The sequence below is a fragment of the Psychrosphaera sp. genome, from assembly GCF_982872775.1.
This window is the reverse complement of the sequence record NZ_CEYNSH010000009.1, coordinates 48633-70693: the sequence shown is the minus strand read 5'-3', so window position 1 is coordinate 70693 and position 22061 is coordinate 48633. Positions and strand designations below refer to the sequence as shown.

22 protein-coding genes are annotated in these 22061 nt (G+C 42.1%); 21 read left to right on the top strand and 1 reads right to left on the bottom strand.

The window, feature by feature from the left end; all coding sequences use genetic code 11:
• The 4 genes from AC4E96_RS04475 to AC4E96_RS04460 form a co-directional block, all read left to right on the top strand.
• A partial coding sequence (locus AC4E96_RS04475; protein WP_490255010.1) for a tetratricopeptide repeat protein occupies positions 1–987 on the top strand: 987 nt, incomplete at its 5' end.
• A gap of 143 nt (positions 988–1130) precedes the next feature.
• Positions 1131–2498, top strand: a complete 1368-nt coding sequence (locus AC4E96_RS04470; RefSeq protein ID WP_490255009.1) for an MFS transporter — start codon at positions 1131–1133, stop codon at positions 2496–2498.
• Between the two features lie 20 nt (positions 2499–2518).
• On the top strand, positions 2519–3154 hold the full coding sequence (gene ssb, locus AC4E96_RS04465) for a single-stranded DNA-binding protein (RefSeq protein ID WP_488032981.1): 636 nt from the start codon (positions 2519–2521) through the stop codon (positions 3152–3154).
• Between the two features lie 159 nt (positions 3155–3313).
• Entirely contained in the window at positions 3314–5191 is a 1878-nt protein-coding gene (locus AC4E96_RS04460) for an EAL domain-containing protein (protein WP_490255008.1), read from the top strand.
• Here the strand turns inward: AC4E96_RS04460 and AC4E96_RS04455 are convergent.
• Entirely contained in the window at positions 5153–6136 is a 984-nt protein-coding gene (locus tag AC4E96_RS04455; RefSeq protein WP_490255007.1) for a 1-aminocyclopropane-1-carboxylate deaminase/D-cysteine desulfhydrase, read from the bottom strand. The two genes, AC4E96_RS04460 and AC4E96_RS04455, sit on opposite strands and share 39 nt — an antisense overlap.
• 74 nt (positions 6137–6210) lie before the next feature.
• Between AC4E96_RS04455 and AC4E96_RS04450 the strand changes: the two genes are divergently transcribed.
• From AC4E96_RS04450 to AC4E96_RS04370, 17 genes are all read left to right on the top strand, one after another.
• Positions 6211–7227, top strand: a complete 1017-nt coding sequence (locus AC4E96_RS04450; protein WP_490255006.1) for a hypothetical protein — start codon at positions 6211–6213, stop codon at positions 7225–7227.
• A complete protein-coding gene (locus AC4E96_RS04445; protein ID WP_488032960.1) occupies positions 7217–7840 on the top strand; it encodes a PilN domain-containing protein in 624 nt (207 codons plus the stop codon). Before AC4E96_RS04450 ends, AC4E96_RS04445 begins: the two co-directional genes overlap by 11 nt.
• A complete protein-coding gene (locus AC4E96_RS04440) occupies positions 7840–8610 on the top strand; it encodes a type II secretion system protein M (protein ID WP_490255005.1) in 771 nt (256 codons plus the stop codon). The genes AC4E96_RS04445 and AC4E96_RS04440 overlap by 1 nt, the downstream gene beginning before the upstream one ends.
• Positions 8594–8935 carry a hypothetical protein gene (locus AC4E96_RS04435; RefSeq protein WP_488032958.1) on the top strand — a complete coding sequence of 114 codons (342 nt, stop codon included), beginning with the start codon at positions 8594–8596 and terminating at the stop codon, positions 8933–8935. Before AC4E96_RS04440 ends, AC4E96_RS04435 begins: the two co-directional genes overlap by 17 nt.
• Positions 8925–10610 (top strand): pilus (MSHA type) biogenesis protein MshL, encoded by a 1686-nt coding sequence (gene mshL / locus AC4E96_RS04430; RefSeq protein WP_490255004.1) that lies wholly within the window; start codon positions 8925–8927, stop codon positions 10608–10610. The genes AC4E96_RS04435 and mshL overlap by 11 nt, the downstream gene beginning before the upstream one ends.
• Before the next feature lie 5 nt (positions 10611–10615).
• Positions 10616–11536: an ExeA family protein gene (locus AC4E96_RS04425; RefSeq protein ID WP_488032956.1), complete on the top strand. Its 921-nt coding sequence runs from the start codon at positions 10616–10618 to the stop codon at positions 11534–11536.
• The gene (locus tag AC4E96_RS04420; RefSeq protein WP_490255003.1) at positions 11533–12813 is read left to right on the top strand and encodes a tetratricopeptide repeat protein; all 1281 of its coding nucleotides are present in this window, start codon (positions 11533–11535) and stop codon (positions 12811–12813) included. The genes AC4E96_RS04425 and AC4E96_RS04420 overlap by 4 nt, the downstream gene beginning before the upstream one ends.
• A 2-nt stretch (positions 12814–12815) precedes the next feature.
• Positions 12816–14552: a GspE/PulE family protein gene (locus AC4E96_RS04415; RefSeq protein ID WP_488032954.1), complete on the top strand. Its 1737-nt coding sequence runs from the start codon at positions 12816–12818 to the stop codon at positions 14550–14552.
• Positions 14553–14555: 3 nt separating this feature from the next.
• Positions 14556–15773 carry a type II secretion system F family protein gene (locus tag AC4E96_RS04410; protein WP_488032953.1) on the top strand — a complete coding sequence of 406 codons (1218 nt, stop codon included), beginning with the start codon at positions 14556–14558 and terminating at the stop codon, positions 15771–15773.
• A gap of 24 nt (positions 15774–15797) precedes the next feature.
• The gene (locus tag AC4E96_RS04405; protein WP_488032952.1) at positions 15798–16310 is read left to right on the top strand and encodes a hypothetical protein; all 513 of its coding nucleotides are present in this window, start codon (positions 15798–15800) and stop codon (positions 16308–16310) included.
• Between the two features lie 92 nt (positions 16311–16402).
• Positions 16403–16963, top strand: a complete 561-nt coding sequence (locus AC4E96_RS04400) for a type II secretion system protein (RefSeq protein WP_490255002.1) — start codon at positions 16403–16405, stop codon at positions 16961–16963.
• 50 nt (positions 16964–17013) lie between these two features.
• Positions 17014–17520 (top strand): prepilin-type N-terminal cleavage/methylation domain-containing protein, encoded by a 507-nt coding sequence (locus AC4E96_RS04395; protein WP_490255001.1) that lies wholly within the window; start codon positions 17014–17016, stop codon positions 17518–17520.
• Positions 17521–17595: 75 nt separating this feature from the next.
• Positions 17596–18138 carry a type II secretion system protein gene (locus AC4E96_RS04390; protein ID WP_488032949.1) on the top strand — a complete coding sequence of 181 codons (543 nt, stop codon included), beginning with the start codon at positions 17596–17598 and terminating at the stop codon, positions 18136–18138.
• The gene (locus AC4E96_RS04385; protein ID WP_490255000.1) at positions 18125–18679 is read left to right on the top strand and encodes a prepilin-type N-terminal cleavage/methylation domain-containing protein; all 555 of its coding nucleotides are present in this window, start codon (positions 18125–18127) and stop codon (positions 18677–18679) included. Before AC4E96_RS04390 ends, AC4E96_RS04385 begins: the two co-directional genes overlap by 14 nt.
• On the top strand, positions 18679–19515 hold the full coding sequence (locus AC4E96_RS04380; protein ID WP_488032947.1) for a PilW family protein: 837 nt from the start codon (positions 18679–18681) through the stop codon (positions 19513–19515). The genes AC4E96_RS04385 and AC4E96_RS04380 overlap by 1 nt, the downstream gene beginning before the upstream one ends.
• Complete coding sequence (locus AC4E96_RS04375; protein WP_490254999.1) at positions 19505–20002, top strand: hypothetical protein; 498 nt, start codon at positions 19505–19507, stop codon at positions 20000–20002. The genes AC4E96_RS04380 and AC4E96_RS04375 overlap by 11 nt, the downstream gene beginning before the upstream one ends.
• Before the next feature lies 1 nt (position 20003).
• The coding region (locus AC4E96_RS04370) for a hypothetical protein (RefSeq protein ID WP_490254998.1) at positions 20004–22061 on the top strand (2058 nt) is incomplete at its 3' end.

Sequence of the window (22061 nt, the reverse complement as noted above, 5' to 3'; positions counted from 1 at the left end):
ATTCTAGATAAAGTGTCTGTACTGGCAAAGCTTTCCCAAAATGATGAGGCCAAAAAGCAACTTGGTATTTTGTTTGGTTTGGCAGAAAACGATGCACGATTGCTTTTTGAAGTGGCTAGATGGCAACGCACAATCAAAGACTTTGAAGGGGCAAAAAAAACTCATAATAAATTAGCGTTATTAGTGCCTGACAATTTGATGGTCAAAGTTGAAAAGGTTAATTTGCTGATAGCAAACCAACAATTAACGACGGCTGAAAACCAAGCAAAAGAGTTGCTAAAACAAACCAATAATAATCCGAATGTGCTAGGCGTATTAGGTGATATTTACGTTGCTAAGCAAGACAAAACTCAAGCCTTTGATTACTTCTGGCAGGCAATCGAAACGGATCCTAACTTTGATTTAATGCTGTTCAAGCTATACCAATTGGCTGCAGAAGGCGTGAACCCAGATAAAGTCACAGTCTTGTTAACTCGTTCAAAAGAAGCTAAACCACAACAGCTTTGGCGCACAAGATTATTGGCTGATCACTATTTTAATATTCTTAACTGGCAGAAAGCTGAGCCTCTATACCGTGAGTTATTAACTCATAGTGAATTTGAGTTTCACCCCTATGTATTGAATAATTTGGCAATTATTGAGCTAGAATCTGATCCTAGCGTCGCGTTGATCAACGCTCAAAAAGCCTTTGAACTCGAGCCAACAAACGCGAATATTATTGATACCTTAGCATGGGCTCACGCTAAACTCGGTGCTCATCGAAAAGCATTAGAGCTGCTAAGAACCGCATATACCTTAGACTCAGGTAATTTAGAGATTCAATATCACTTGGCATATGTCCTTAATAAGCTAGATAGAAATGCTGAAGCTGAACAACATCTAACGGCTATTTTAAACGCGAGTAATGATGCTAACAGTAATGGCTTTGAGACCTTGCAACAAAATGCCCAATCGATCCTAGATGAGATAACACAAAAGTCGTTATAAAACGATGTTCAACCCTTATTTAGCGGGCCATTTAACGATATAATAGCCCGCTTTTAACCCTTAAATCGACTTAAGCCAAATTGAATGGACGCAATGGGGTGGCATTTTTTAATCGTTAAACTCAAGGTTGACTCACTAATTTCATGCATTCAGACAAACTTAACTCCCTCGAAAAACGCACAGCTGTCTCATTAGCCTCTGTTTTTGCAATTCGTATGCTTGGCTTGTTTATGTTGATGCCGATTATGGCGATCTATGGTCAAGACTTGGTTGGCGTGTCGCCTCTATGGATAGGATTAGCGATTGGCGCATATGGGTTGACTCAAGCGGTGTTCCAAATTCCTATGGGCTGGCTATCAGATAAGTTCGGTCGTCGTCGTATCATAGTAGGTGGTTTGATTATATTTGCAATCGGAAGCTTGATTGCTGGATATGCTGAAGATATTGTGACCGTTACCATCGGCCGGGCAATACAAGGTATGGGCGCGATAGCCAGTGCCGTATTAGCACTTGCTGCAGATGTAACTCGAGAAGAGCAACGACCGAAAGTCATGGCCGTTATTGGTATGTGTATTGGCTTGAGTTTTTCTGTTGCACTTGTCTTGGGGCCTATGGTTGCTGAGAGTTTTGGTTTATCTGGCGTGTTTTTATTTACCGCAGCGCTTGCTGTTGTTGGGATAGTAATTGTTTTAACTTTGGTGCCAAATGCGACAACTCGTGCTCGCTCCAGTGAAGTTACCGCCTCACCAAGTCAAGTGAGCCAAATGTTGTTTAATAGCCAGTTACTACGTCTAGATTTTGGTGTGTTAGTACTACACCTAACAATGACTTCTATGTTTATTGCGATACCTTTGCTACTTGCTCAAAATGGCTTACCAGTCGATGAGCATTGGACAATCTATTTACCTGTATTATTGCTTTCTTTTGTTTGTATGGTGCCAATGATCATCGTGGCGGCTAAGACAGGGAAGGAAAAACTGTTCTTTCAAATTGGCATAATGATGCTAGTTTTAGCAAGCATGGTAATGGCCTTTTACACAGGATATTGGACCATTATTGCCATGTTGTTTGTGTTCTTTATAGGCTTCAATTTCTTAGAGGCGAGTTTACCGGCTCATGTATCAAGATTAGCGCCTGCAGGTCAGAAAGGCACGGCTATGGGCGTCTATTCAAGCAGTCAATTTTTAGGTGCTTTTTTAGGTGGAATCTCAGGCGGTTACATTGCTGAGACTTTTGGGTTCAGTTATTTGTTTGCTAGCAACGCAGCGCTTGCGTTATTATGGTTCCTATATGCATCAGGTATGGTTTTACCGCAAAGCTCTAAACGAGTTTCTATTTCTTATGAACCAAAAGAGACTGAAAATACAGAGCGATTAATAGAACAAATCTGTCAATGTCAGGGCGTTATAGAAGCGACATTGGTAGAAGACGAATACCGAATTTACTTAAAAGTTGACAAACACGGTTACGACAGTGAAGGTGTTAGTCAATTAGTGACCACATTTAATTAGAATTAGTTTGCAGGAGAATTATTATGGCTCGCGGAGTCAATAAAGTTATTTTAATTGGTACATTGGGATCAGATCCTGAAGTTAGATACATGCCAAATGGCAACGCGGTAGCAAATATTAGCCTTGCGACTAATGAAAGCTGGAAAGACAAAAACACAGGTCAAATGCAGGAAAAAACTGAATGGCACCGTGTCGTAGTATTTGGCAAGCTTGCAGAGGTAGCAGGTGAATATTTACGTAAAGGCTCTCAAGTTTATTTTGAAGGTAAACTTCAAACTCGTAAGTGGCAAGACCAATCGACGGGCCAAGACAAATACACAACGGAAGTTGTTGTAGACTTTGGCGGACAAATGCAAATGTTAGGTGGACGAGGCGATAACGCCGGTGCATCGGGTGGCCAATTCCAAAACAAACCGGCAAATACGCCAGGTGGTTTTGCTCAGACTAACCAAGGAATGGGCCAACAGCCTGCTCAGCAAGCACCACAGCAGCAAGCTCCACAACAAGCGGCTCAGCCTAACCAACCGTACCAAAGCCAACAGCCTCAAGGTGGTTATCAAGCTCAACAGAGCCCAGCTCGTCAACAAGCTCCTCAGCAAGCGCCAGCACAAGCACCAGCGCCAAGCATGGACTTTGATGACGATATTCCGTTCTAGACAAAGACGGTTATTCGTTTCAGATATGAGCCTTGTTTTTACAAGGCTTTTTACTTTGTAGAATCCCTTTTTCTGGTCCAACCAACTAATACTTTTTAGCCATTGAATAGTGTGTATCAACCGCGTACAGTGATTAAATAATAAGAAGAAAAAAGTAATATGGAAATGCAGCTAACTCGAGTTTTGTACCATGGATTGATGCGAGCAGCAGGCTATATCATGTTGAGCTTGTTTATATTTATGAATGGCTTGCTGGTGTATGTCACCGATGCGGAAAACAAAGCTCAAATAAATACACAGCATATTTATATTCATACCATACTCGAACAGTTCGATTCAGAGCATGACCACACATTAGCCGAGCAAGCTGATGACCCTCATAGCCATTTACACAAATTTAATATTTTACGACTTTCAAACGACATACTTGGTTGGGAGGTCATTGCAAAAGATGGAACAAATTTAGCCGGACAACGTTTCCAAGATAGCTGGAATTTAACTGAGACCGTATTCAAACACGCTAATTACGATTTAGTCATTTCACATAACTCATTACTTGTTAGTCACTTTCTTGACTTCTTATACGCAAACGTAGCCTTGGCGTTTTTATGTCTCACAGCGATTGGCTTGACGTATCGTAAAGTGTTCCCACATTGGAAAGTACTTATTCAACTAGAAACATGGGCTAGCCGCTTTTCCCGCGACGAACGTTTTAAGTTTTTCATAAAAACTCGAGACTACCATTTAGTCAATACAATTAGAGATATTAATAGCCAGCGAATATTGGCGCAAAAAGGTGGCCAGAAAATAGATCATTATATTCGCAGCGAAGCCTTTCTTGATAATGTTACCGGCCTTGGTAACCGTCTATTTTTAGATAACAAATTAGAAGCCTTAATGCAGTCGGAACAAAATGTCTACGGGGCCATTTTGTTAATTCACTTTACGTCATTAGATGAGTTAAATGAACGTCAAGGAAAACAGGCTACGAGAGGGTTAGTAAAGGATTATAGTTCGTTATTAATGCCTTATTTGGATGATACACAACAAACGGTGGTGGCGCGGATTAACTTTAGTGAGTTTGCATTATTGTTGCCATTTTTTGACGAGGCTGAAGTCGAAAAAGTCACCCAAGCGATCATCGACAAAGCATCACGGTTTGAATTACCACATGGTATTGATGCCGAACACTCTTGTTATATCGGCGTTAAGCAGTTTGCCCATTTAGAGTCTTCATTTCATATTTTGGCAGAAGCTGATCTGGCATTGCGTGCTGCGCAGTTACAAGGACCCTCAGGTTGGTTCATGTATGAATCTGGAAAATTGCCAAAGTCTGGTGTAAAAGGCTCAGTAAGGTGGCGAGTTACGTTAGAAAATGCACTAGAAAAAGGTAACTTTGCTTTATCGACCCAACCAGTAGAAGTCATTTCTGGAGAGGTAGCGGCATATCAATCAAGTTTAATACTCAAAGAAGCCGACGCGGTGATCTCCAGTAATATCTTTATGCCGATGGCAAGAAAGTGCGGCTTGATACCACAATTAGACATGATGGCTCTGGAGCTTTCGCTGACGGAACTATTGAAACAAAAATCAGTACCTTTAGCGGTTCGCATTCATATTGACAGTTGGCTTAATCGTGACTTTGATGTCTGGTTGGTTAGGTTTTTAAAGAAACACGCCGAGTTAGCACCTCGATTAATTTTTGAAGTATCAGAGTTTGATCTGATAAACAATTTAAACTCGGTAAAACCATTACTCAAAGTCGTCAAGCGATACGGTGCCAAGGTGATGGTGGTGCAAGTGGGCTTTTACGTGGTAGACCTAGGCTATCTTAATAGTGTACCTGTTGACAGTTTGATGCTGCACAAAAGTATTGGCAGTAATATTATTACTCATAAAGAAAACCAGATGTTTGTTCGCAGTCTTAATGGTGTCGCATCGGCGCAAAAACAACGTGTTTATGCAGCAGGTATCGATTCTGAAAAGCAAATAAACACGTTAAAACGAGTAGGTGTTAACGGTTACGTGAGAATCTAAAATGCTTTGCCAGTGTTCATTGTTGAGCTGCTTTCGGTAAAGCTGTCCCGCTATACCCTGAAGGCCGCCTGTATGGATTGCCAAAACAACCTCGTCAGGCGCTAAGTTGAGCGCCTCCCGCTGATAGCACAATGCGTAAAATAACTTCCCGGTATAAACTGGCTCAATAGGGACACCTGTTTGTTGCCAAAAGTCCAAACAAAATTCCGCTAGAGTCGAATCAAAACGCCCATAGCCTCCAAACCATGCATCATGGTGTAACCGGATATTGTTGTGGTTTTGTTGGCTAAATTGTTCCACCGATGAAAACAGTGGCTCGTCTTTGACGACGGAAATGCCAATGTGTTTATAACCGGGTAAATAAGTACTGAGTCCTTTCAATGTGCCACCGGACCCAAAGGCGCAAGCTATATGTTGGAATGTACACTCGAACGACTCCGATTGGCTTTTTATTTCTTTTGCTAACTCTTCTAGTCCCTTGAACGCCAGCTCATTACTTCCGCCTTCGGGTACAAAAAAGAAGTCAGGATATGTCTGTTTTAAATCATGTAAAAATGCCGTGTTGTGGCGCAGGCGATACTCGGCTTTAGACAAAGCAACAAGCTCCATTCCTCGAGCTTGAGCGAACTTTAACGTTGGGTTATCAAAATCTAATTGGTGAGTTCTAATGAAGCCTAGTGTTTTGAGTCCAGCTTTGTTTCCAGCTGCCGCTAGGGCAAAAATATGATTAGAAAATGCACCGCCGAAACTGGCAATACCTGTCATATTGTTTTCAATTGCGTGAGCAATATTAAACTTCAATTTACGCCACTTATTTCCAGAAACGAGTGGGTCGATGAGGTCATCGCGTTTTATCAGTAAAGGAATGGACTGATTTGTTTTAGTTTTAAAATCTACTGCTATTATTTCAGTAGCACTCGTTTGGTTAAAAAAAGCATGATTCATAAGGTTTTGCAGTTGAATTTAAGTGGCTTATCGAGATACATTAGAAGATCATAACGGAGTAATAAAAATAAGTAATGAAAAATTCTCTGCCCGCATCATTTTTACAACTGTTTAAAAAGACAAAAAGCCGCGCTATTGCGGGAATCTCTATTTTGTCTGATAAGGTCCAGTTGGTTAAACTAAGTGTTTCTTCAGATGGTTTCCAGTGCGATGTCTCTAAAGAAGTCGATTTAGCCTCCGAAGAGCAACTGCCCGCCGTATTAACTCAGCTCATCAAAGATTTTGATCTGGTTGGGTGTCAAACATCGATAGTCATTCCGGCCGGACGTGTTCAAAGTACTCAAATAGAGTCATCAGAACTTCCAGAAGGTGACATTCAAGCGACACTGCCTTGGAAAGTAAAAGAACTTATCAATATTGCTCCACAAGATATGATTTGCGACTATATTGATATGCCGCTACAACCCACTGGTCAGGGGCCGAAGACTCAAGTTTTAGCGACGTCGAAAAAGTATCTCGAAGCGATCAGTGCACCTTTTCACGAAAGCGGCGCAGAGATATCTGCCATAACCACAGAACAGTTTGCTTATGCAAAGCTACAAACTACCAAAGATGCAGCACAGCTCGTTTTTATCCAGAACAAAAAAGCCGATGCAGTGTTGTTAATTGTTAAGAATCAAGAGATCTGTTTTGCACGTAAAGTCAGAAATTCAGCTGTTATCATGGATATGACTCCTGAACAGTTAGAAATGGGTGGGTCTGACAGCATTGCTATAGAGATTCAACGGTCAATTGATTACTTTGAGAGTCAACTTAAGCAGCCGCCTATCAAAAACGCTTTGTTATCTATGCGAGGCGAAAATGCCGAGCGACTTATTACGGCGCTTAATCAGGTGTTGCCGGTTAGAACCAAATTAATTTCCATCGACAATATTAAACATACCGACTCGCTCGACATTAGCTATATGGCCGCCATTGGAGCAGCCTTGTATACGCAACCAATGAAACAAGACAGCGAAGACAATACAGTAACTGAAAAAAGCGGTCAGTCATCTACGCCAAAATTAGTCGAGGGTGCCGATGAAAACTAGTATTAACTTTTATGTTGATGATCTGAAACCTAAAAAGTATTTTTTGACGTTAACGAATGTCGCCATACTTAGTTCGATTGCTTTAATGGCCATGCTAGTGTGGTTTGGTTCTGTGGTTTTAAGCAACCAAGCACTAGAGCAAAAAAATAACACTTTGAGTGTTCAGCTTGACGGGCTCCAAACACAGTTGAGTAACTTCTCACAGGCTTTGGTGAATCACAACAACCAAGCCGCCTTTAAAAAAGAACGCGATACTTTAAGTCAGACTATTTTGGCCAAGAAAACATTGGTTGAGATTGTTACAGCAAGAACCAGTGACGAAGCGATTGATTATTATCAAGTTATGAAAGATTTGACCGAGCATCACGATCACGACTTGTGGTTAACTCAGTTTACGTTTAACCAAAATGACGTCAGCTTCAACGGTTATGCATTGCAATCAAAAGCCGTCACTAACTGGATGAGTTATTTACAGGCCACAGACACCTTCAGTGGCCGAGAGTTTAGCTTATTAGAAATACGTGCATTTGATGATCAAGTAGTCGAGTTTAAAACCGCGACATCTATCGTTGAAAAAGATGATGAAGTAGTGCGATTAGGAGGCGGTCAGTAATGAGCAAATGGCAAGAATATAGCGACAAGTTCATTGCATTGACACAGCGTGAAAAAGTCATCATTTTGGCAACGTGTTTGTTTTTGATGACCTATGGTTTGTTTTTTCTGTTGATTGAACCGGTTCTAAACAAACAGGTCGAATTAGAAAAAAGACAACAATCTAGCCTGCAACAAATTGCAGATTTTGAACAGCAGATTGCGATCATTCAACAAGCTCTAAAAGAAGATCCAAACCTCAAACTTAAAGAGGAAATTAAGGGCTTAAAAGTTGAATTGGCTAAGGTAGACGCTGAACTATCAGAAGCCATGACTCAATACGTTGCACCAACCGAAATGGCCAGCAAGTTGACTAAGTTACTGCAAACTTCTCCAGGTCTACGTGTGACTGAGTTGTTGGTATTAAAGCCACAACGAATTGATACAAGTGGAGTTGATACCACCTTAGCGAATAACGTTACTACACAAACTGAGTCAAACAGCATTGAAGTTGACGCAGAGTCGCTACAGGGAGAAAACCTTGTATCAACTAACGCCAGTGCGTCAGCGGTGACTCAATTAGAAGGTGTCCCTGAGTTATACAGTCACCGAATTTCGCTAACTGTTCAGGGTGGCTATTTTGATTTGATGAAGTTCGTTAAGTCGGTTTTGGATAATAATAAGCAGTTTGCGGTAAACGACCTAAACTATGTTGTTGAAACACATCCAGAAGCTAAATTAACGTTATCGTTGGTAACCATAAGTGATAATGAAAATGTCATTAAATTATAAAGCGATGTCGAAAACGGTAGCGTCGTTAATAGCGGTCGTTATTAGTGTTTATGCAAGCGGAGCATGGGCCGATAAAATTCATGATCCTACCTTGCCAAAGGTTAATCTCACCCCTGCAGAAAATGGGACGGAAGCCAATGAAAAAACAGAATTGGAATTGCAAGGAGTGGTTAACAAACGAGGGATAAAAATGGCGTTTATCTCTGGTGAACTTGTCAAAGTCGGTGACCAGGTTCAAGACTTTAAAGTAAGTAAAATAAATAATAATAATGTGGTTCTACTTAAGTCGGGCTCTCAAAAAAGATTGTATGTATATGAAAAATAAATTGAACCAAATCAAACCTATTTTTGTTTCTGCGGTTGTTACTTCGCTGTTAGCTGGGTGTAGCATGACGTCTTCACCAAACAAAGCTGAAGATGTGCACAAGGTTTTTAATGAGCAAGCTGAAGCTAAACCAAATACAGCGCTGCAGGTGCCAGACTCAGTCAGCGCCGATTTGATGATGCCTGCAACAAGCCCTATTGATGTCGCTGCGTTAGAAGATCGCTTTAATGTGTCGGCCAACAATGTTCCAGTTAAGCCATTCTTACAAGGCCTCGTTGCAGACTCTCCGTACAGCGTTGCCTTTCATCCAAATGTGAATTCTAGCGTTAGCCTTGATTTAAAAGACGTCACAATCAAAGAGGTCGTTGACGTACTGTCTAGCTTATATCCACTGGATATTCAGTTCCGTGGCAAAGTCATTCAGGTATACCCAGCGACGATTAAAACTGAAACAATTGCAATTAATTACTTGATGCTTAAACGATTTGGCATGACAAGTACTAACATCAATTCTGGTGGTATTGTTAACCAGAATGATAGCGGTAGTAACGGCAATAGTAACGGTAATAACAACTTCCAAGGTGGCGGTTTAGGTAATCAAGGTAGTAGCCTAGGCGGTATGGGTGGAATGATGGGTATGGGTATGGGTCAAACCAATGGCTCAAACATTCAAACCAGTTCTGAAAGCGATTTTTGGCAAGAGCTGGAAGATACGTTAAAAATGATCATGCGTTCTACCGACGAAGCGGTGGCTAATGTCGTTGTAAGCCCGCAATCAGGCTTAATTACCGTTCGTGGTTTAACGTCTGATATCCAAGCCGTTAAAGATTTTATAAAACGCTCTGAACAAAGCTTAAGTCGTCAAGTCATTTTAGAAGCGAAGATTGTTGAAGTTGCACTTGATGATGAATATCAGCAAGGAATTAACTGGCAAAATGTATTAGCGAGTAGTGGTGATACCAACTTCACTTTTAATACTGGTGCCGGTACGTTTGGTAATGACATTTCAGCAACGTTAGGTGGTTTAACAAGCTTGAGTTTTGCAAATGCAGACTTTTCTGGCTTAGTTAATTTACTTCAAACTCAAGGTAATGTTCAGGTGCTATCTTCACCTCGTGTGACCGCGACCAATAATCAAAAAGCCGTCATCAAAGTCGGTGAAGATGAGTACTTCGTGACAGATGTTTCAAACACAACCGTTACGGGTACGGCAACGTCGACCACACCAGAAATTAACCTAGAGCCATTCTTCTCGGGTATCGCTCTTGATGTGACGCCACAAATTAGCGATCAAGGCGAAGTTATCCTTCATGTACATCCGTCGGTGACTGAAATTGACGAGCAACAAAAAGTCGTAACTCTTAATGAAGAACAGTACATCTTGCCATTAGCGCAAAGTAATATTCGTGAGTCAGACACGGTTATTCGCGCTAAAAGTGGCGAAATCGTCGTAATTGGTGGATTGATGCAAACCATGACAACGAATGGCGAGTCTCGCGTACCTTTCCTTGGCGCAATCCCGGTTGTTGGCAACCTATTTAAAACCAAACAAGATGTTGAACGCAAAAAAGAGCTAGTGATTTTACTTAAGCCAACAGTGGTCGGCACGGGAACTTGGCAAGAGCAGATGAAACGCAGTGCGGAAGTGCTGAAACGTTGGTATGGTGATGAGTAATTCTCATGTATTTGTATCACTTTGGGCTTAAAGAACTTCCGTTTTCTTTAACGCCCAATACCGACTTTTATTTACCATCGCCCAGTCATGCTGAGGCGATGCAAGTTCTTTTAACGGCCTTAAAAACAGGCGAAGGATTTATAAAAGTCACCGGAGAAGTAGGGACTGGTAAGACTCTATTATGCCGTAAGTTACTCAATGAAATACCTGATGCATTTGAAGTCGCCTACATTCCTAACCCCGCATTATCACCAGAAGAAATGCGTTATGCATTAGCAAGTGAACTGGGTATCAGAGGACTAACTCGAATTAATCAGCAACAGCTCAGCCAAAAGATTCAGTTAAAATTAGTCGAACTTAATCAACAGGGTAAAGGTGTGGTCTTGATTGTCGATGAGGCACAGACGATTCCGTGGGAAAGTTTTGAGGCACTGCGACTATTTACTAATCTTGAGACGGAATCACGAAAGCTGGTTCAGGTGGTTCTATTTGGTCAACCCGAACTGGACGTAATGTTGGCTTCACATCGACTTAGGCAGTTGCGTCAGCGGATTACTTTTTCATATAAGTTACGCGGCTTGACGTTAGCTGAAATTCGAAAATACGTAAATCATCGAATTGAAGTCGCTGGTGTTCAAGGCGTGTTATTCGACGATAGCGCAATCAAAATGCTTCATAAGTACAGCAAGGGTGTACCGAGGCTCATCAACATTATGTGTCATAAGGCATTGATGTTGGTTTATGGAGAAGGTGGCGTCATTGTTAATAAAAAACATGTAAAGTTTGCAGCGCAAGATACGGACGCCATTGAAACGGAAAATAACGTTTCGATTCCGATGTCTTATTTAGTTGCGGCGTGTGCCATTGTTTCTGTGACCGTGGCGGTATTAATAGGTTATCCATTGTTGGCGGAGTTGATGCAATGAGTGTGATAAACAAGATGTTAAAAGACTTAGATGAGCGCCAAGAAGGGGCCTCTTCACAGGGACAATCCTCTCAAGACACACTTCATCAGTCTATGTCAGAAAAGGGTGTTACTCATCAAATGACGGCAACAGGACGAACAATTAGCCCTATTTTACTTGGTATTTTGGTGGTGATTGCTGGCTTACTAGGCTTTATTGGTTGGCAAATGATGCAATCCAATTCATTTCAGTCAAGAGGGGCAATGACGCCAAGCGAAGGGCTCGATTCTGCGAGTTCAAATGCAGCGCCTTCGACTTTAATGTCGGCTGATTCAAGTAGCGAAAGCACTGCTTCTACCAAAAATAAAGATGCGAATCCTGAAGGTATTCCTGTGCCGGAGGAAGATCCAGACCCAGCTGCAGAACTACCTGCAGAAGCTGCACCAGAGGATGAGTTGACAACTCAAGCTGAGCCTCTGGAGGACGTCGTGCCTGAGCCTAACGAAAACACTGACGACATCGCGGCCGAGCTTGAAGGCAAAAACTTAGAGGCTCTAGCTGAAGAAAATGATCCGGTAGCCCGAACAAATCAATCAGAATCACAGTCATCACCGACACAACTAAAAACAGATGGTGCTGGCCAAAGACCTCCGACGGCAGAAGCTAAACCAGCTGAAGCAAATAGCCCTGCACCGACTTTTGTAATCGAAAAGACGTCAAACAAATTAACGCCAGAAGAACGTGTTGCGCGACTTCTTGATAAAGCAAAGACCGCCTATGAAAAAGGGTATATAACCGAAGCAATTGAAGACTTAACCAAGCTACTATCGATTTCAGACTCCAACATAGAAGCGCGTACATTATTGGCGGGCGCATGGTACGGACGCGGTGAAGGTAATCGAGCAATTGCTATTATTAATGATGGTTTACAGCGTTATCCACTAGTAGAAGAGTGGCGTACAACCGCTGCTAAAATATTTTTTAAAGAGAATAATCTAGCTGGTGCCTTTTCCTATCTTAATGTGGAATTAACCGATGCTGGAAAAGAGTTTTACACGCTTAAGGGTAACCTTGCTAGACAGCTAAAAGAATTTGGCGCGGCTGAGAGCGCATATAAAAGGCTAACGGAAATTGAGCCGTTTGTTGGTAATTGGTGGCTAGGTTTGGCTATCGCTCAAGACAGCCAGGATAAAACGGCACAGGCGCTAGAAAGTTATCAACGCGTTATAGCTATCGGTGGTGTTTCTGCACAGTCGGTAGCGTTTGCACAACAACGAATTGAAGTATTAAAAGGGTAGTCATGGCTGCACCAAAACTTAAAAAACGATTAGGTGACCTGCTTGTAGATGAGGACATCATTTCCGAAGACGAATTGATGAGTGCATTGTCTGCACAAAAAGAATCAGGACGTAAACTTGGCTCGGTCTTAATTGATTCAGGTATTATCACGGAAGAACAATTACTACGATTCTTAGCGCAGCAGCTAAACCTTCGATTTATCAACATCTCTAACTTACAGCTAGATCAAAAGCTAGCAAATGAGTTATCGGAAGTGCACGCTCGCCGCTTACGTGCCTTAGTATTAGAAAGTGACCAAGACTCAGTCACAATAGGTATGTCGGATCCGGCTGATCTATCAGCTATCGAGCAGCTATCCAATTTATTCGGTAGTAAAAATATCGAGATTGTTGCAGTACGTGAAAGTCAGATGCTGACTGCTTTTGACCAATTGTATCGTCGAACCAAAGAAATCGAAGCCTTTGCTCACCAGTTACAAGCTGAATATGAAGAAAGTGCTGATTTTGACTTTGCCACAATTGAGGGTGAAGGAGAAGGTGACACCGTTGTTGCCAAGTTACTGCGTTCACTATTTGAAGATGCGGTACAGGTAAGAGCATCGGATATTCATATAGAGCCAGACAAAACCAATCTCAGAATTCGCACTCGTGTTGATGGCGTTTTACAAGAAAGTATTTTAAATGAAGTCAAAATTGCACCTGCGCTAGTACTTCGACTTAAATTGATGGCGGGTTTGGATATTTCTGAAAAACGCTTACCACAAGATGGTCGTTTTCACATTAAGGTCAAAGGTCACGAAATCGATATTCGTATTTCGACTATGCCGATTCAACACGGCGAATCTGTCGTAATGCGTCTATTGGACCAATCAGCTGGACTACTAAGTCTTGAAGCGACGGGAATGCCGCCGCACATTCTAACTAAAGTTCGCAAATTGGTTAAAAGCCCGAATGGTATGTTCCTTGTTACGGGTCCAACGGGTTCAGGTAAAACGACGACACTTTATGGTTGTCTCAGCGAGCTGAATACACCTGAAAGTAAAATCATCACGGTTGAAGATCCGGTCGAATACCAATTACCTCGTATTAACCAAGTACAAATCAATACCAAAATTGAGTTGTCGTTCTCTAGTGTTCTAAGAACGGCGCTACGACAAGACCCCGATGTCATCATGGTCGGTGAGATTCGTGACCAAGAAACGGCCGAAATTGGTCTTCGTGCTGCCCTAACTGGTCACATGGTTTTATCCACACTTCATACCAATGACGCGGTTTCAACGGCTTTACGTTTGATTGATATGGGCGCAGCACCTTATTTAGTAGCGAGCTCATTACGCGCGGTACTTGCCCAACGTCTTGTTCGCCGTGTATGTCAGGTGTGTACGACAGAATACAAACCAAACCCACAAGAAATGACTTGGATATCGAATATTGCAGGCAAAGACATGAGCAGCGCGACGTTTAGTCATGGTAGCGGTTGTCAAAACTGTAACAATACTGGCTATAAAGGTCGTGCGGGTGTTTATGAGCTATTAGAGATGAGTCATGAGAGTCTAATTACAGCCCTTAGAAATGGTGATACAGAAGGGTTCTCGGCTGCAGCTAAAGCGATTCCTGGTTACCAAACTCTTGGCCAAGCAGCGCTTGAGTATGCTGAACAAGGCATTACCAGCGTGAAAGAAGTATTGCGTATCGCTGAGGTTGTTGCTGATACAGCAACGTATGAGAAAGAGAGCTAAGTCATGCCATTTTTCTTATACAAGGCAAAAGATGCCAAAGGAAACAATATAAAAGGTCAGGTTGAAGCGGCAAATGAAAACGCTGCCGCTGATATATTATTAGCTCGCCAAGAGTTTCCAATTAGTATCTCCTTGACGAAAGAAGCTGAAGAAAAAGAAGATATCTTTGAAAATTTGTTCGACAAAGTAACCACTCAAAACTTAGTGGTTTTCTCTAGGCAAATGTATTCATTGACCAAAGCCGGTATACCTATGATCCGCGCGATTTTAGGGCTAGCCGACAGCTCAACCAATAAAGCACTAAAACGAACTTTAGAAGATGTAGCTCAACAACTCGAGCGGGGCAGAAGCTTGTCAGCTGCAATGTCGAGTCACGGTAAAATATTTCCAAAGCTAGCTATCAGCATTGTTCATGTTGGTGAAAATACGGGTCGACTTGAAGATGCATTTTTACAGCTGGCCGAATACTTTGAGCGCGATGAAGAGACGCGAAAACGCGTCAAATCGGCAATGCGCTATCCAACGACAGTTTTAATTGTCATCGTTATTGCAATGTTTGTGTTAAACCTAATGGTAATTCCTACCTTTGCCAACATGTTCGCCAAGTTAGGTTCTGATTTACCACTCGCGACAAAAATTTTGATTGGCACCTCCAATTTCTTTGTCAATTACTGGGGCTTGATGGTTGGCATTATTGTTGGTTCTATTTTCATCTTTAAACAGTGGGTCAAAACCCCAGCAGGCTTATTAACTTGGGATAAAGCGAAATTAAAAATACCATTTGTTGGGTCTATTATTGAGCGTAGCTTGTTAGGGCGTTACGCCAGAAGCTTTTCCATGATCTTAGAGTCAGGGGTACCAATGACCTCAGGCTTATCTTTGGTCGCCGAAGCGGTCGACAACGCGTTTATGGAACAACAAATTAAAGAAATGCGCCGAAATATCGAAAAAGGTGATTCGTTACTTAGGGTGTCAAACAACAGTAAATTGTTCTCACCGCTTGTTCTACAAATGGTTGCGGTGGGTGAAGAAACTGGCCGAGTCGATGAGCTTCTAAAGGAAGTGGCTGATTATTACGAGCGAGAAGTCGATTTTGATCTGAAGAGCTTAACAGCCAAGATAGAACCTGTATTGATTGGTTTTGTTGCTGTAATGGTTGGTGGTCTAGCACTGGGTATCTTTACACCAATGTGGGACATGATGTCCGCATTTAAAGGCTAAGCGCACAAGGCTAAAGGCAAAAGTATGAAACACAGTCAGGTTGATGAAAAACAAGCATTGACCGAACATTGGTTTTTTAGAGTATTAATTGCGGGTGTTGTGTTAGCCGTTATTTTTTATGTTGGTAGCCTTTCTTTGTCTGGCGTTGTTGATGAGGTTGGTGAATATAAAGCACAACTCATGACAGACAGGTTCGCCAAATCAATTAGCCATATTCACCAAGAGTGGAATCGCAATGGTAAACCAAGCAAATTAAGGGTTGATTATTACGAGACACAAAGTCAGCCGAAAGACGTTTGGGTGTGGCTTAATAAAGACGGCTGGCCACTGACTGTGGATGAGGTCGAGGCAAGGTTAAATTGCAAAAAGTTATGGCTCTATTTTGCAGAAACGAATGCGAACCGAGAAGAGCTTATTTCTATTTCGGTACAAGGTAATGACAGAGTGTGTAATTATTCTTGGCAAACGCCTAACGGAATAACAAAACAATTTAAATATGATTCACTTAAGGGCCTTTTAGAACATATTGCTAAATAACAACTATAAAGTGTCGATATTTAAATATTATTATTTCAAAAATAAGTAATTTTTATATAGACTGAATTTAAATGATGATTGAGGTACAAAAAATGAAAAAACAACAGGGTTTTACCCTAATCGAATTGGTAATCGTGGTAATCATCCTAGGTTTCTTAGGTGCGGCTGCTGTACCAAGATTACTTAATGTTACAGACGATGCACGAGATGCTTCGGTAGAGGGTGTTGCTGGTGGTTTTGCAAGTGCAGTTGGCTTAGTCCGTGCAGAGTGGGAATTAGCAGGCCGCCCAGCAGGTAACATTGATATTGATTACGATGGTATCGCGCTAGATGTGACTGACAATGGTTACCCAGCGGGCAACAGTAACGAGAATTCAGCGTCAGATATGGATGCACAAGCTTGTCAGTTTGTTTTTCAAAGTATGTTCCAATCAGCACCAACGACGGTATTAGCTGGTAGCACCAATTACCAAGGCGAGCGTTATGTGGTTCGTTTCTCTGGTAATAGTGAGTGCCAATACGTTTTGGCAGAAGGACTAGAGTCGGGTGACACAGTTAACGCTAACTATGTGAATAACGCGGCTACAACAGCGAATCGCCAAGGTTTTGAATACAATGCGGACTCAGGTCAAATTACCGTATTCAAGAACTAATGTTGAATGACATTACACAGAATTAAATTTTAAGTTAGGAGTTATTCATAATGAATATACAACGCAAACAACAAGGCTTCACTCTAATCGAGCTGATTATTGTAATTGTTATTTTAGGTATTTTGGCAGCAACGGCGTCACCTAAGTTTTTAAATCTACAAAGCGACGCAAAAGTATCAACAGTACAAGGTTTGTCAGCGTCATTAAAAAGTGCAGCAAACATCGTTTACTCAAAAGCGCTAGTGCAAGGTGTAGCTAGTTCTCCGAGTGCCTCAACTACGAACCCTGCAGTAAATGTAGTACATGGTTACCCAGATGCGGCACGTGCAAACCTTCAAGCTATCCTAGAAATCACCAGCCGTGGTCCAGGCCAGGCTGACACTGGCCAAGACTGGGAGATTGCGGTCGTTGGTGACGTTGCGCGTATATTCCCAGCAGGCGATTACGATGGTGGCAACAACGACTTTACTAACGATCAAGCGTGTTATGTCGAATATACCGAAGCAGCAGATGCCAATACGCCGGCCACTATTAATGAATTTACAAATGAGTGTTAATTAACGCTTAGCGTTATGTAGTACATTTTGTAGCACATTATTGTAATACATTTTGTAACACTGAGGTGACAACGATTGTTAACACGACCTTCCACCGGGTTTAGAGCTAGATCTAGAGCCTTGCATTCGCAAGGCTTTACCTTGGTTGAAGTGATCGTTGTCATTTTACTAATTGCAGTATTGGGCATTACTGTTTTGCCAAAGCTGCAGGGTACTAGTGAGTACCAACTTGTCTCTCATCGAGATCAATTCATTTCTTTACTTCGCACCATTCAGATGCGAGCCATGCAAAACACCCAAGATGACTCAAGTACTTGCCACCGGATTCGTTTTTTAGCCAATAGTTCAGGACTATCTGCTCAAAACCCAACTTCTGGTCAATGTGCCGCGGGCCTAATAGATGTGACAAATAGCCCAGCCGCAGATTTTTTAATAATCGAAGACATTGATAACTATTCTGTAACCAATGGCCAAAATGGTCAGATCAACTTCTTAGAGTTTGATAGTTGGGGAAGGCCTTCAACGAATGTTGGAACTTGTTTTCGTCGTTGCCGAATCACTATTGAAACATACGCAGTGTGTATAGAGTCCGAGGGGTATATTTATGCCTGCCAATAAGGCTCAATCCGGATTTACCCTGGTGGAGATGGTGGTGGGTATCACTGCTTTATCCGTGGCTTTATTGCTGTTAACTGGAGTGCTCGTGCCTCAGGCGCAGAGAAGCACAGACCCATGGTTCCAGGTTCGCTCTGCCGAGCTCGCACAATCTTTAATGAACGAAATCAATGCCAGAAGTTATGATCATAACTCATCTCGTACGGGGGGCGCGTTTCGTTGTGACGAAGCTGGCGGTACGCCGTGTATTGCTAACTTACCGTCGGACTGCTCCGTATCAAATACGTGGACAGAAGAGAGCACTCGCGATCAATACAATGATATTGACGACTTCCACTGCTTTAGCGCAACGGGTGACCAAATTACCAATATAGAAAACCAAGCATTAGTCGGTGTTTATAAAGAGTTTACTGTCGATGTTCGAGTCCAGTATGCGGGTGCAGACTTAGGGCTTAACAACCGTCTGGCCAAACGCATTACGGTATCTGTAACTCCGCCTCGCGGTTCTGTTGTTAACTACACTTTGTATAGGACGAATTATTAATGAAACGTTCTTTAAAAGTAATGGCCAAGAATAGTAAAAAGAACAATAGCGGCTTTACCCTGATAGAGTTGGTCGCGGTGATAGTTATTTTAGGTATTTTGGGAATAGCGACATCCAAGTTTATTGTGTTTGGCACTGAATTGTATATTCAAGCGACAGACCGTCAGCACGTTTTAAGTAAAAGCCGCTTTTTGGTGGAGCGCATTACACGAGAGCTGCGCGAGTCTATTCCGAATAGCGTACAAACTAACGCCAACGGAGATTGTATCCGCTTTGTTCCTATTAAAGGTTCTGGCGCTTATCGTACGGATGCAAATGCGATCAATGCCCCAATTGCACCAGCGACCGGTAATCAAATTGATATCGTCAGCTGGAATGGTAATTACCAAAGTGGCGATCAGTTTTACATATACGCAACTGAGGCAATCCATATTTATGGCGCGGGACCTCAATATGCAGAAATCGACTCGATAACAGGTACTGGACCGGACTATCGACTGACGTTTAGAGATACAGAGTCGTTTACAAGTGAGTCACCCAATAAAAGATATTACACAGGCGATCAGGTCGTGATTTATTGTGTATTTAATAACAACGCCTATCGTTATGTTCGAAATACCATTAATAATTCCTTTCCACCACCAATCTTTGCTGTATTTGGTGGCGTACTAATGTCGGAAGGTATAGAGAATAACTTGTCTACCGAGCCGCCATTTAGGTACGAAGAAGGGGCGTTATTTAGAAACGCAGTGGTGAACATTTATCTAGAGTTTAATGCGAACCAAGACGAGAATATGTTTTTCAATCAAGAGGTACATATCCCTAATGTCCCTTAAGCCAACAAAGAATCGAAAAACTACGTTTAATAAATTGCCTACTGCCACTAAACAAAGAGGCAGTAGCTTAGTCATTGCTGTTTTTATCATTGTTGTATTTGCTATCTTAAGCTTGAGTATTACTCAGACCATATCGTCGAGCACCGATCAGAATGTGAATGAAATTCTTGGCACACGTTCTCTACTGGCAGCTGATACTGCGACAGAGTTGGTGCTCACTCAAATATTTCCACTTAATAACGCGCCATACAGCTGCATTGCAAAACAACAGCTATACTTTGCTACTGCAGGGTTAGAAAACTGTAATGCGGTTGTCTCATGCCAAGAAGTCTCAATTGGCAACAATGACTATTTTGAAATCGTTAGCACCGGCGTATGTAAAGCGGCATTAGTGGGAAATTCAGGTGCACCTGCGTCCGCTGACGAAATTTGTAGTGCGTTAGAGACATGTGTGAGTCGCACATTAGAAGTAGAAGCGAGAAAGTAGAATGGTTTTAAAAAAAACGTCGTTGTCTCTATTATTAGCTTTTAGTTCTGGTTTAACGGTCGGGATAGCACATGCTGGAGAAGGTCTTGAAAACGCACAAGTCACTGGTGTGCAGTTCGAATATAATGATACGACTTGGGCGGCAAGTAATTTACTTGACTTCAACAATCGAACGCGATGGTTAAGCAGGCAACAAACCAACGACATCAATATACTTTTAGACTCTAGTGGCGACCCGTCATGTTTTGCTGGCATTAGTTTGCTAAATTACAACGTTTCCAATCGAAATATTAAAGAGTTTGCCTTACTCACTACCTCTGACGATAGCTTAGCTGCAGATTTTGGCATAACAGGTTGGCAACCCATTGCGGTTAACGACAATCCCACCGATTTACTAAACTACTTGAGTTGGGCACAAGGTGCGCGACTCATAGACTTTACTTATCAGCACAATGCTAACAATTGGGCCGCCAAACACATCAATGACGGTGATACTCGCTCGCAATGGTTATCGAACAGAGGCGGTAACGAGTTAACTTTCAGTTTTGATGCGGATTGGAACGGTACCAATGGTGATTTAATAAATATCAATGAGTTGGAGTTTTTAAACTACGGCAATGACGACCGTTCAGTTCGTGATTTTCAGGTTGCTTACACCACAGACGGAACGGTGTGGCGCTTATTAGAAGTCCCTAGTTCACAGGTTGGTGATCCTGACTTTATTTACACAAGAAGTTATGAAGGCGGCTCATTAGACAGAGTCGATAATGCGCTTAGTACAACGAACTGGAGCGGTGATCACGCAAATGATGGTGACCCAAATACTAGGTGGTTAAGTGCCAAAGGTAATAACTATCTAGAGTTCAGTTTTAACCCAGATCAAGACATGATGTCTGGAAAGGACGGCGATACCGATGATCTGTTCGACATCAGCAAAATACGAATTCGAAACTACGGAAATAGCGATGATCGCTCTGTCAGACATTTTCAAGTAGCCTACAAGACAATAACAAACTCAAATTGGCGAAAAATAGAGGTGCCAGGTTCGGTGACAAACGAACCAGACTTTAACTTTGCGCTTTTATTCCACGGCGCGTTGATGACAGAAAAGAGCAGTGAACTTAATACCACATCTTGGGGCGCCGATAATATCCATGATGGCGACCAAAACACTCGTTGGTTGGCGCGAGATTTAGCGAGTAAGATAGCTTTTCAGTTTGACCCAGAGGAAAACAATGTACACGCTGAAGCAAGCGACTTGTTTACATTTGAGCGATTTCGTCTGTTAAATTACGGTGCTGATGATCGTTCCATTAATGAATTTCAAGTCGAAGTGAAAACCACCGACAATACAGACTGGACACCAATTAGAGTGCCCGGAGCGCAAGTTGGTGATGTTGACTTTGATTTTGCTCTAGTGAACAACGGCGGCATACTCCTTAGCGTTGATTCAGAAGTTAATAATACCAATTGGGCTGGTAAAAACTTAATAGACGGCAGCCACAAAACGCGTTGGTTAAGTCGAAAAAATAATAATGTTTTGGAGTTTGTCTTTGACTTGGACCGTGACAATGCAGTCGGCGGCAACGACGATCAGTTCACTTTCAACAAGTTTTACATTCAAAACTATGGGGTTGACGACCGCTCAATCTATGAGTTTCAAATTGAAGTGCAAGTGGCAGGAAGTGCGGATTGGAAACCTATTCCGACCCCTGGCGCAGCAGAGGGCGATCCAGATTTTAATTTCTTGTTGGCAAACAACGGTGCCGAGCTTACTGTAAAAGACTCAGAGGTGAATGCGACTCAATGGGGAGCAGATAATCTTCATGATGGTGACGATACAACATTTTGGCTCAGTAACAAGATGTATAACAACATGGAGTTCCGCTTTGACGTGAACGACAACGACACCTTCACTGAGGCTGGTGATCAATTCAAAATAGAACGCTTTTATTTAAAAAACTATGGCACAGATGATCGCTCAGTTAAAGACTTTCAAGTTCATGTCATCATGGGTGACAATACAGAATGGCAACGTATCCAAGTGCCAAATAGCCAA

Bases quoted from the DNA above. Each gene is read 5' to 3' on its own strand.
- AC4E96_RS04470 (WP_490255009.1), top strand. From the start codon at position 1,131: ATGCATTCAGACAAACTTAACTCCCTCGAAAAACGCACAGCTGTCTCA.
- AC4E96_RS04440 (WP_490255005.1), top strand. From the start codon at position 7,840: ATGAGCAAATGGCAAGAATATAGCGACAAGTTCATTGCATTGACACAG.
- AC4E96_RS04375 (WP_490254999.1), top strand. From the start codon at position 19,505: ATGTCCCTTAAGCCAACAAAGAATCGAAAAACTACGTTTAATAAATTG.
- AC4E96_RS04405 (WP_488032952.1), top strand. From the start codon at position 15,798: ATGAAACACAGTCAGGTTGATGAAAAACAAGCATTGACCGAACATTGG.
- AC4E96_RS04395 (WP_490255001.1), top strand. From the start codon at position 17,014: ATGAATATACAACGCAAACAACAAGGCTTCACTCTAATCGAGCTGATT.
- AC4E96_RS04420 (WP_490255003.1), top strand. From the start codon at position 11,533: ATGAGTGTGATAAACAAGATGTTAAAAGACTTAGATGAGCGCCAAGAA.
- AC4E96_RS04445 (WP_488032960.1), top strand. From the start codon at position 7,217: ATGAAAACTAGTATTAACTTTTATGTTGATGATCTGAAACCTAAAAAG.
- AC4E96_RS04425 (WP_488032956.1), top strand. From the start codon at position 10,616: ATGTATTTGTATCACTTTGGGCTTAAAGAACTTCCGTTTTCTTTAACG.
- AC4E96_RS04435 (WP_488032958.1), top strand. From the start codon at position 8,594: ATGTCATTAAATTATAAAGCGATGTCGAAAACGGTAGCGTCGTTAATA.
- mshL (WP_490255004.1), top strand. From the start codon at position 8,925: ATGAAAAATAAATTGAACCAAATCAAACCTATTTTTGTTTCTGCGGTT.
- AC4E96_RS04455 (WP_490255007.1), bottom strand. From the start codon at position 6,136: ATGAATCATGCTTTTTTTAACCAAACGAGTGCTACTGAAATAATAGCA.
- AC4E96_RS04415 (WP_488032954.1), top strand. From the start codon at position 12,816: ATGGCTGCACCAAAACTTAAAAAACGATTAGGTGACCTGCTTGTAGAT.
- AC4E96_RS04410 (WP_488032953.1), top strand. From the start codon at position 14,556: ATGCCATTTTTCTTATACAAGGCAAAAGATGCCAAAGGAAACAATATA.
- AC4E96_RS04385 (WP_490255000.1), top strand. From the start codon at position 18,125: ATGCCTGCCAATAAGGCTCAATCCGGATTTACCCTGGTGGAGATGGTG.
- AC4E96_RS04380 (WP_488032947.1), top strand. From the start codon at position 18,679: ATGAAACGTTCTTTAAAAGTAATGGCCAAGAATAGTAAAAAGAACAAT.
- AC4E96_RS04460 (WP_490255008.1), top strand. From the start codon at position 3,314: ATGGAAATGCAGCTAACTCGAGTTTTGTACCATGGATTGATGCGAGCA.
- AC4E96_RS04400 (WP_490255002.1), top strand. From the start codon at position 16,403: ATGAAAAAACAACAGGGTTTTACCCTAATCGAATTGGTAATCGTGGTA.
- AC4E96_RS04450 (WP_490255006.1), top strand. From the start codon at position 6,211: ATGAAAAATTCTCTGCCCGCATCATTTTTACAACTGTTTAAAAAGACA.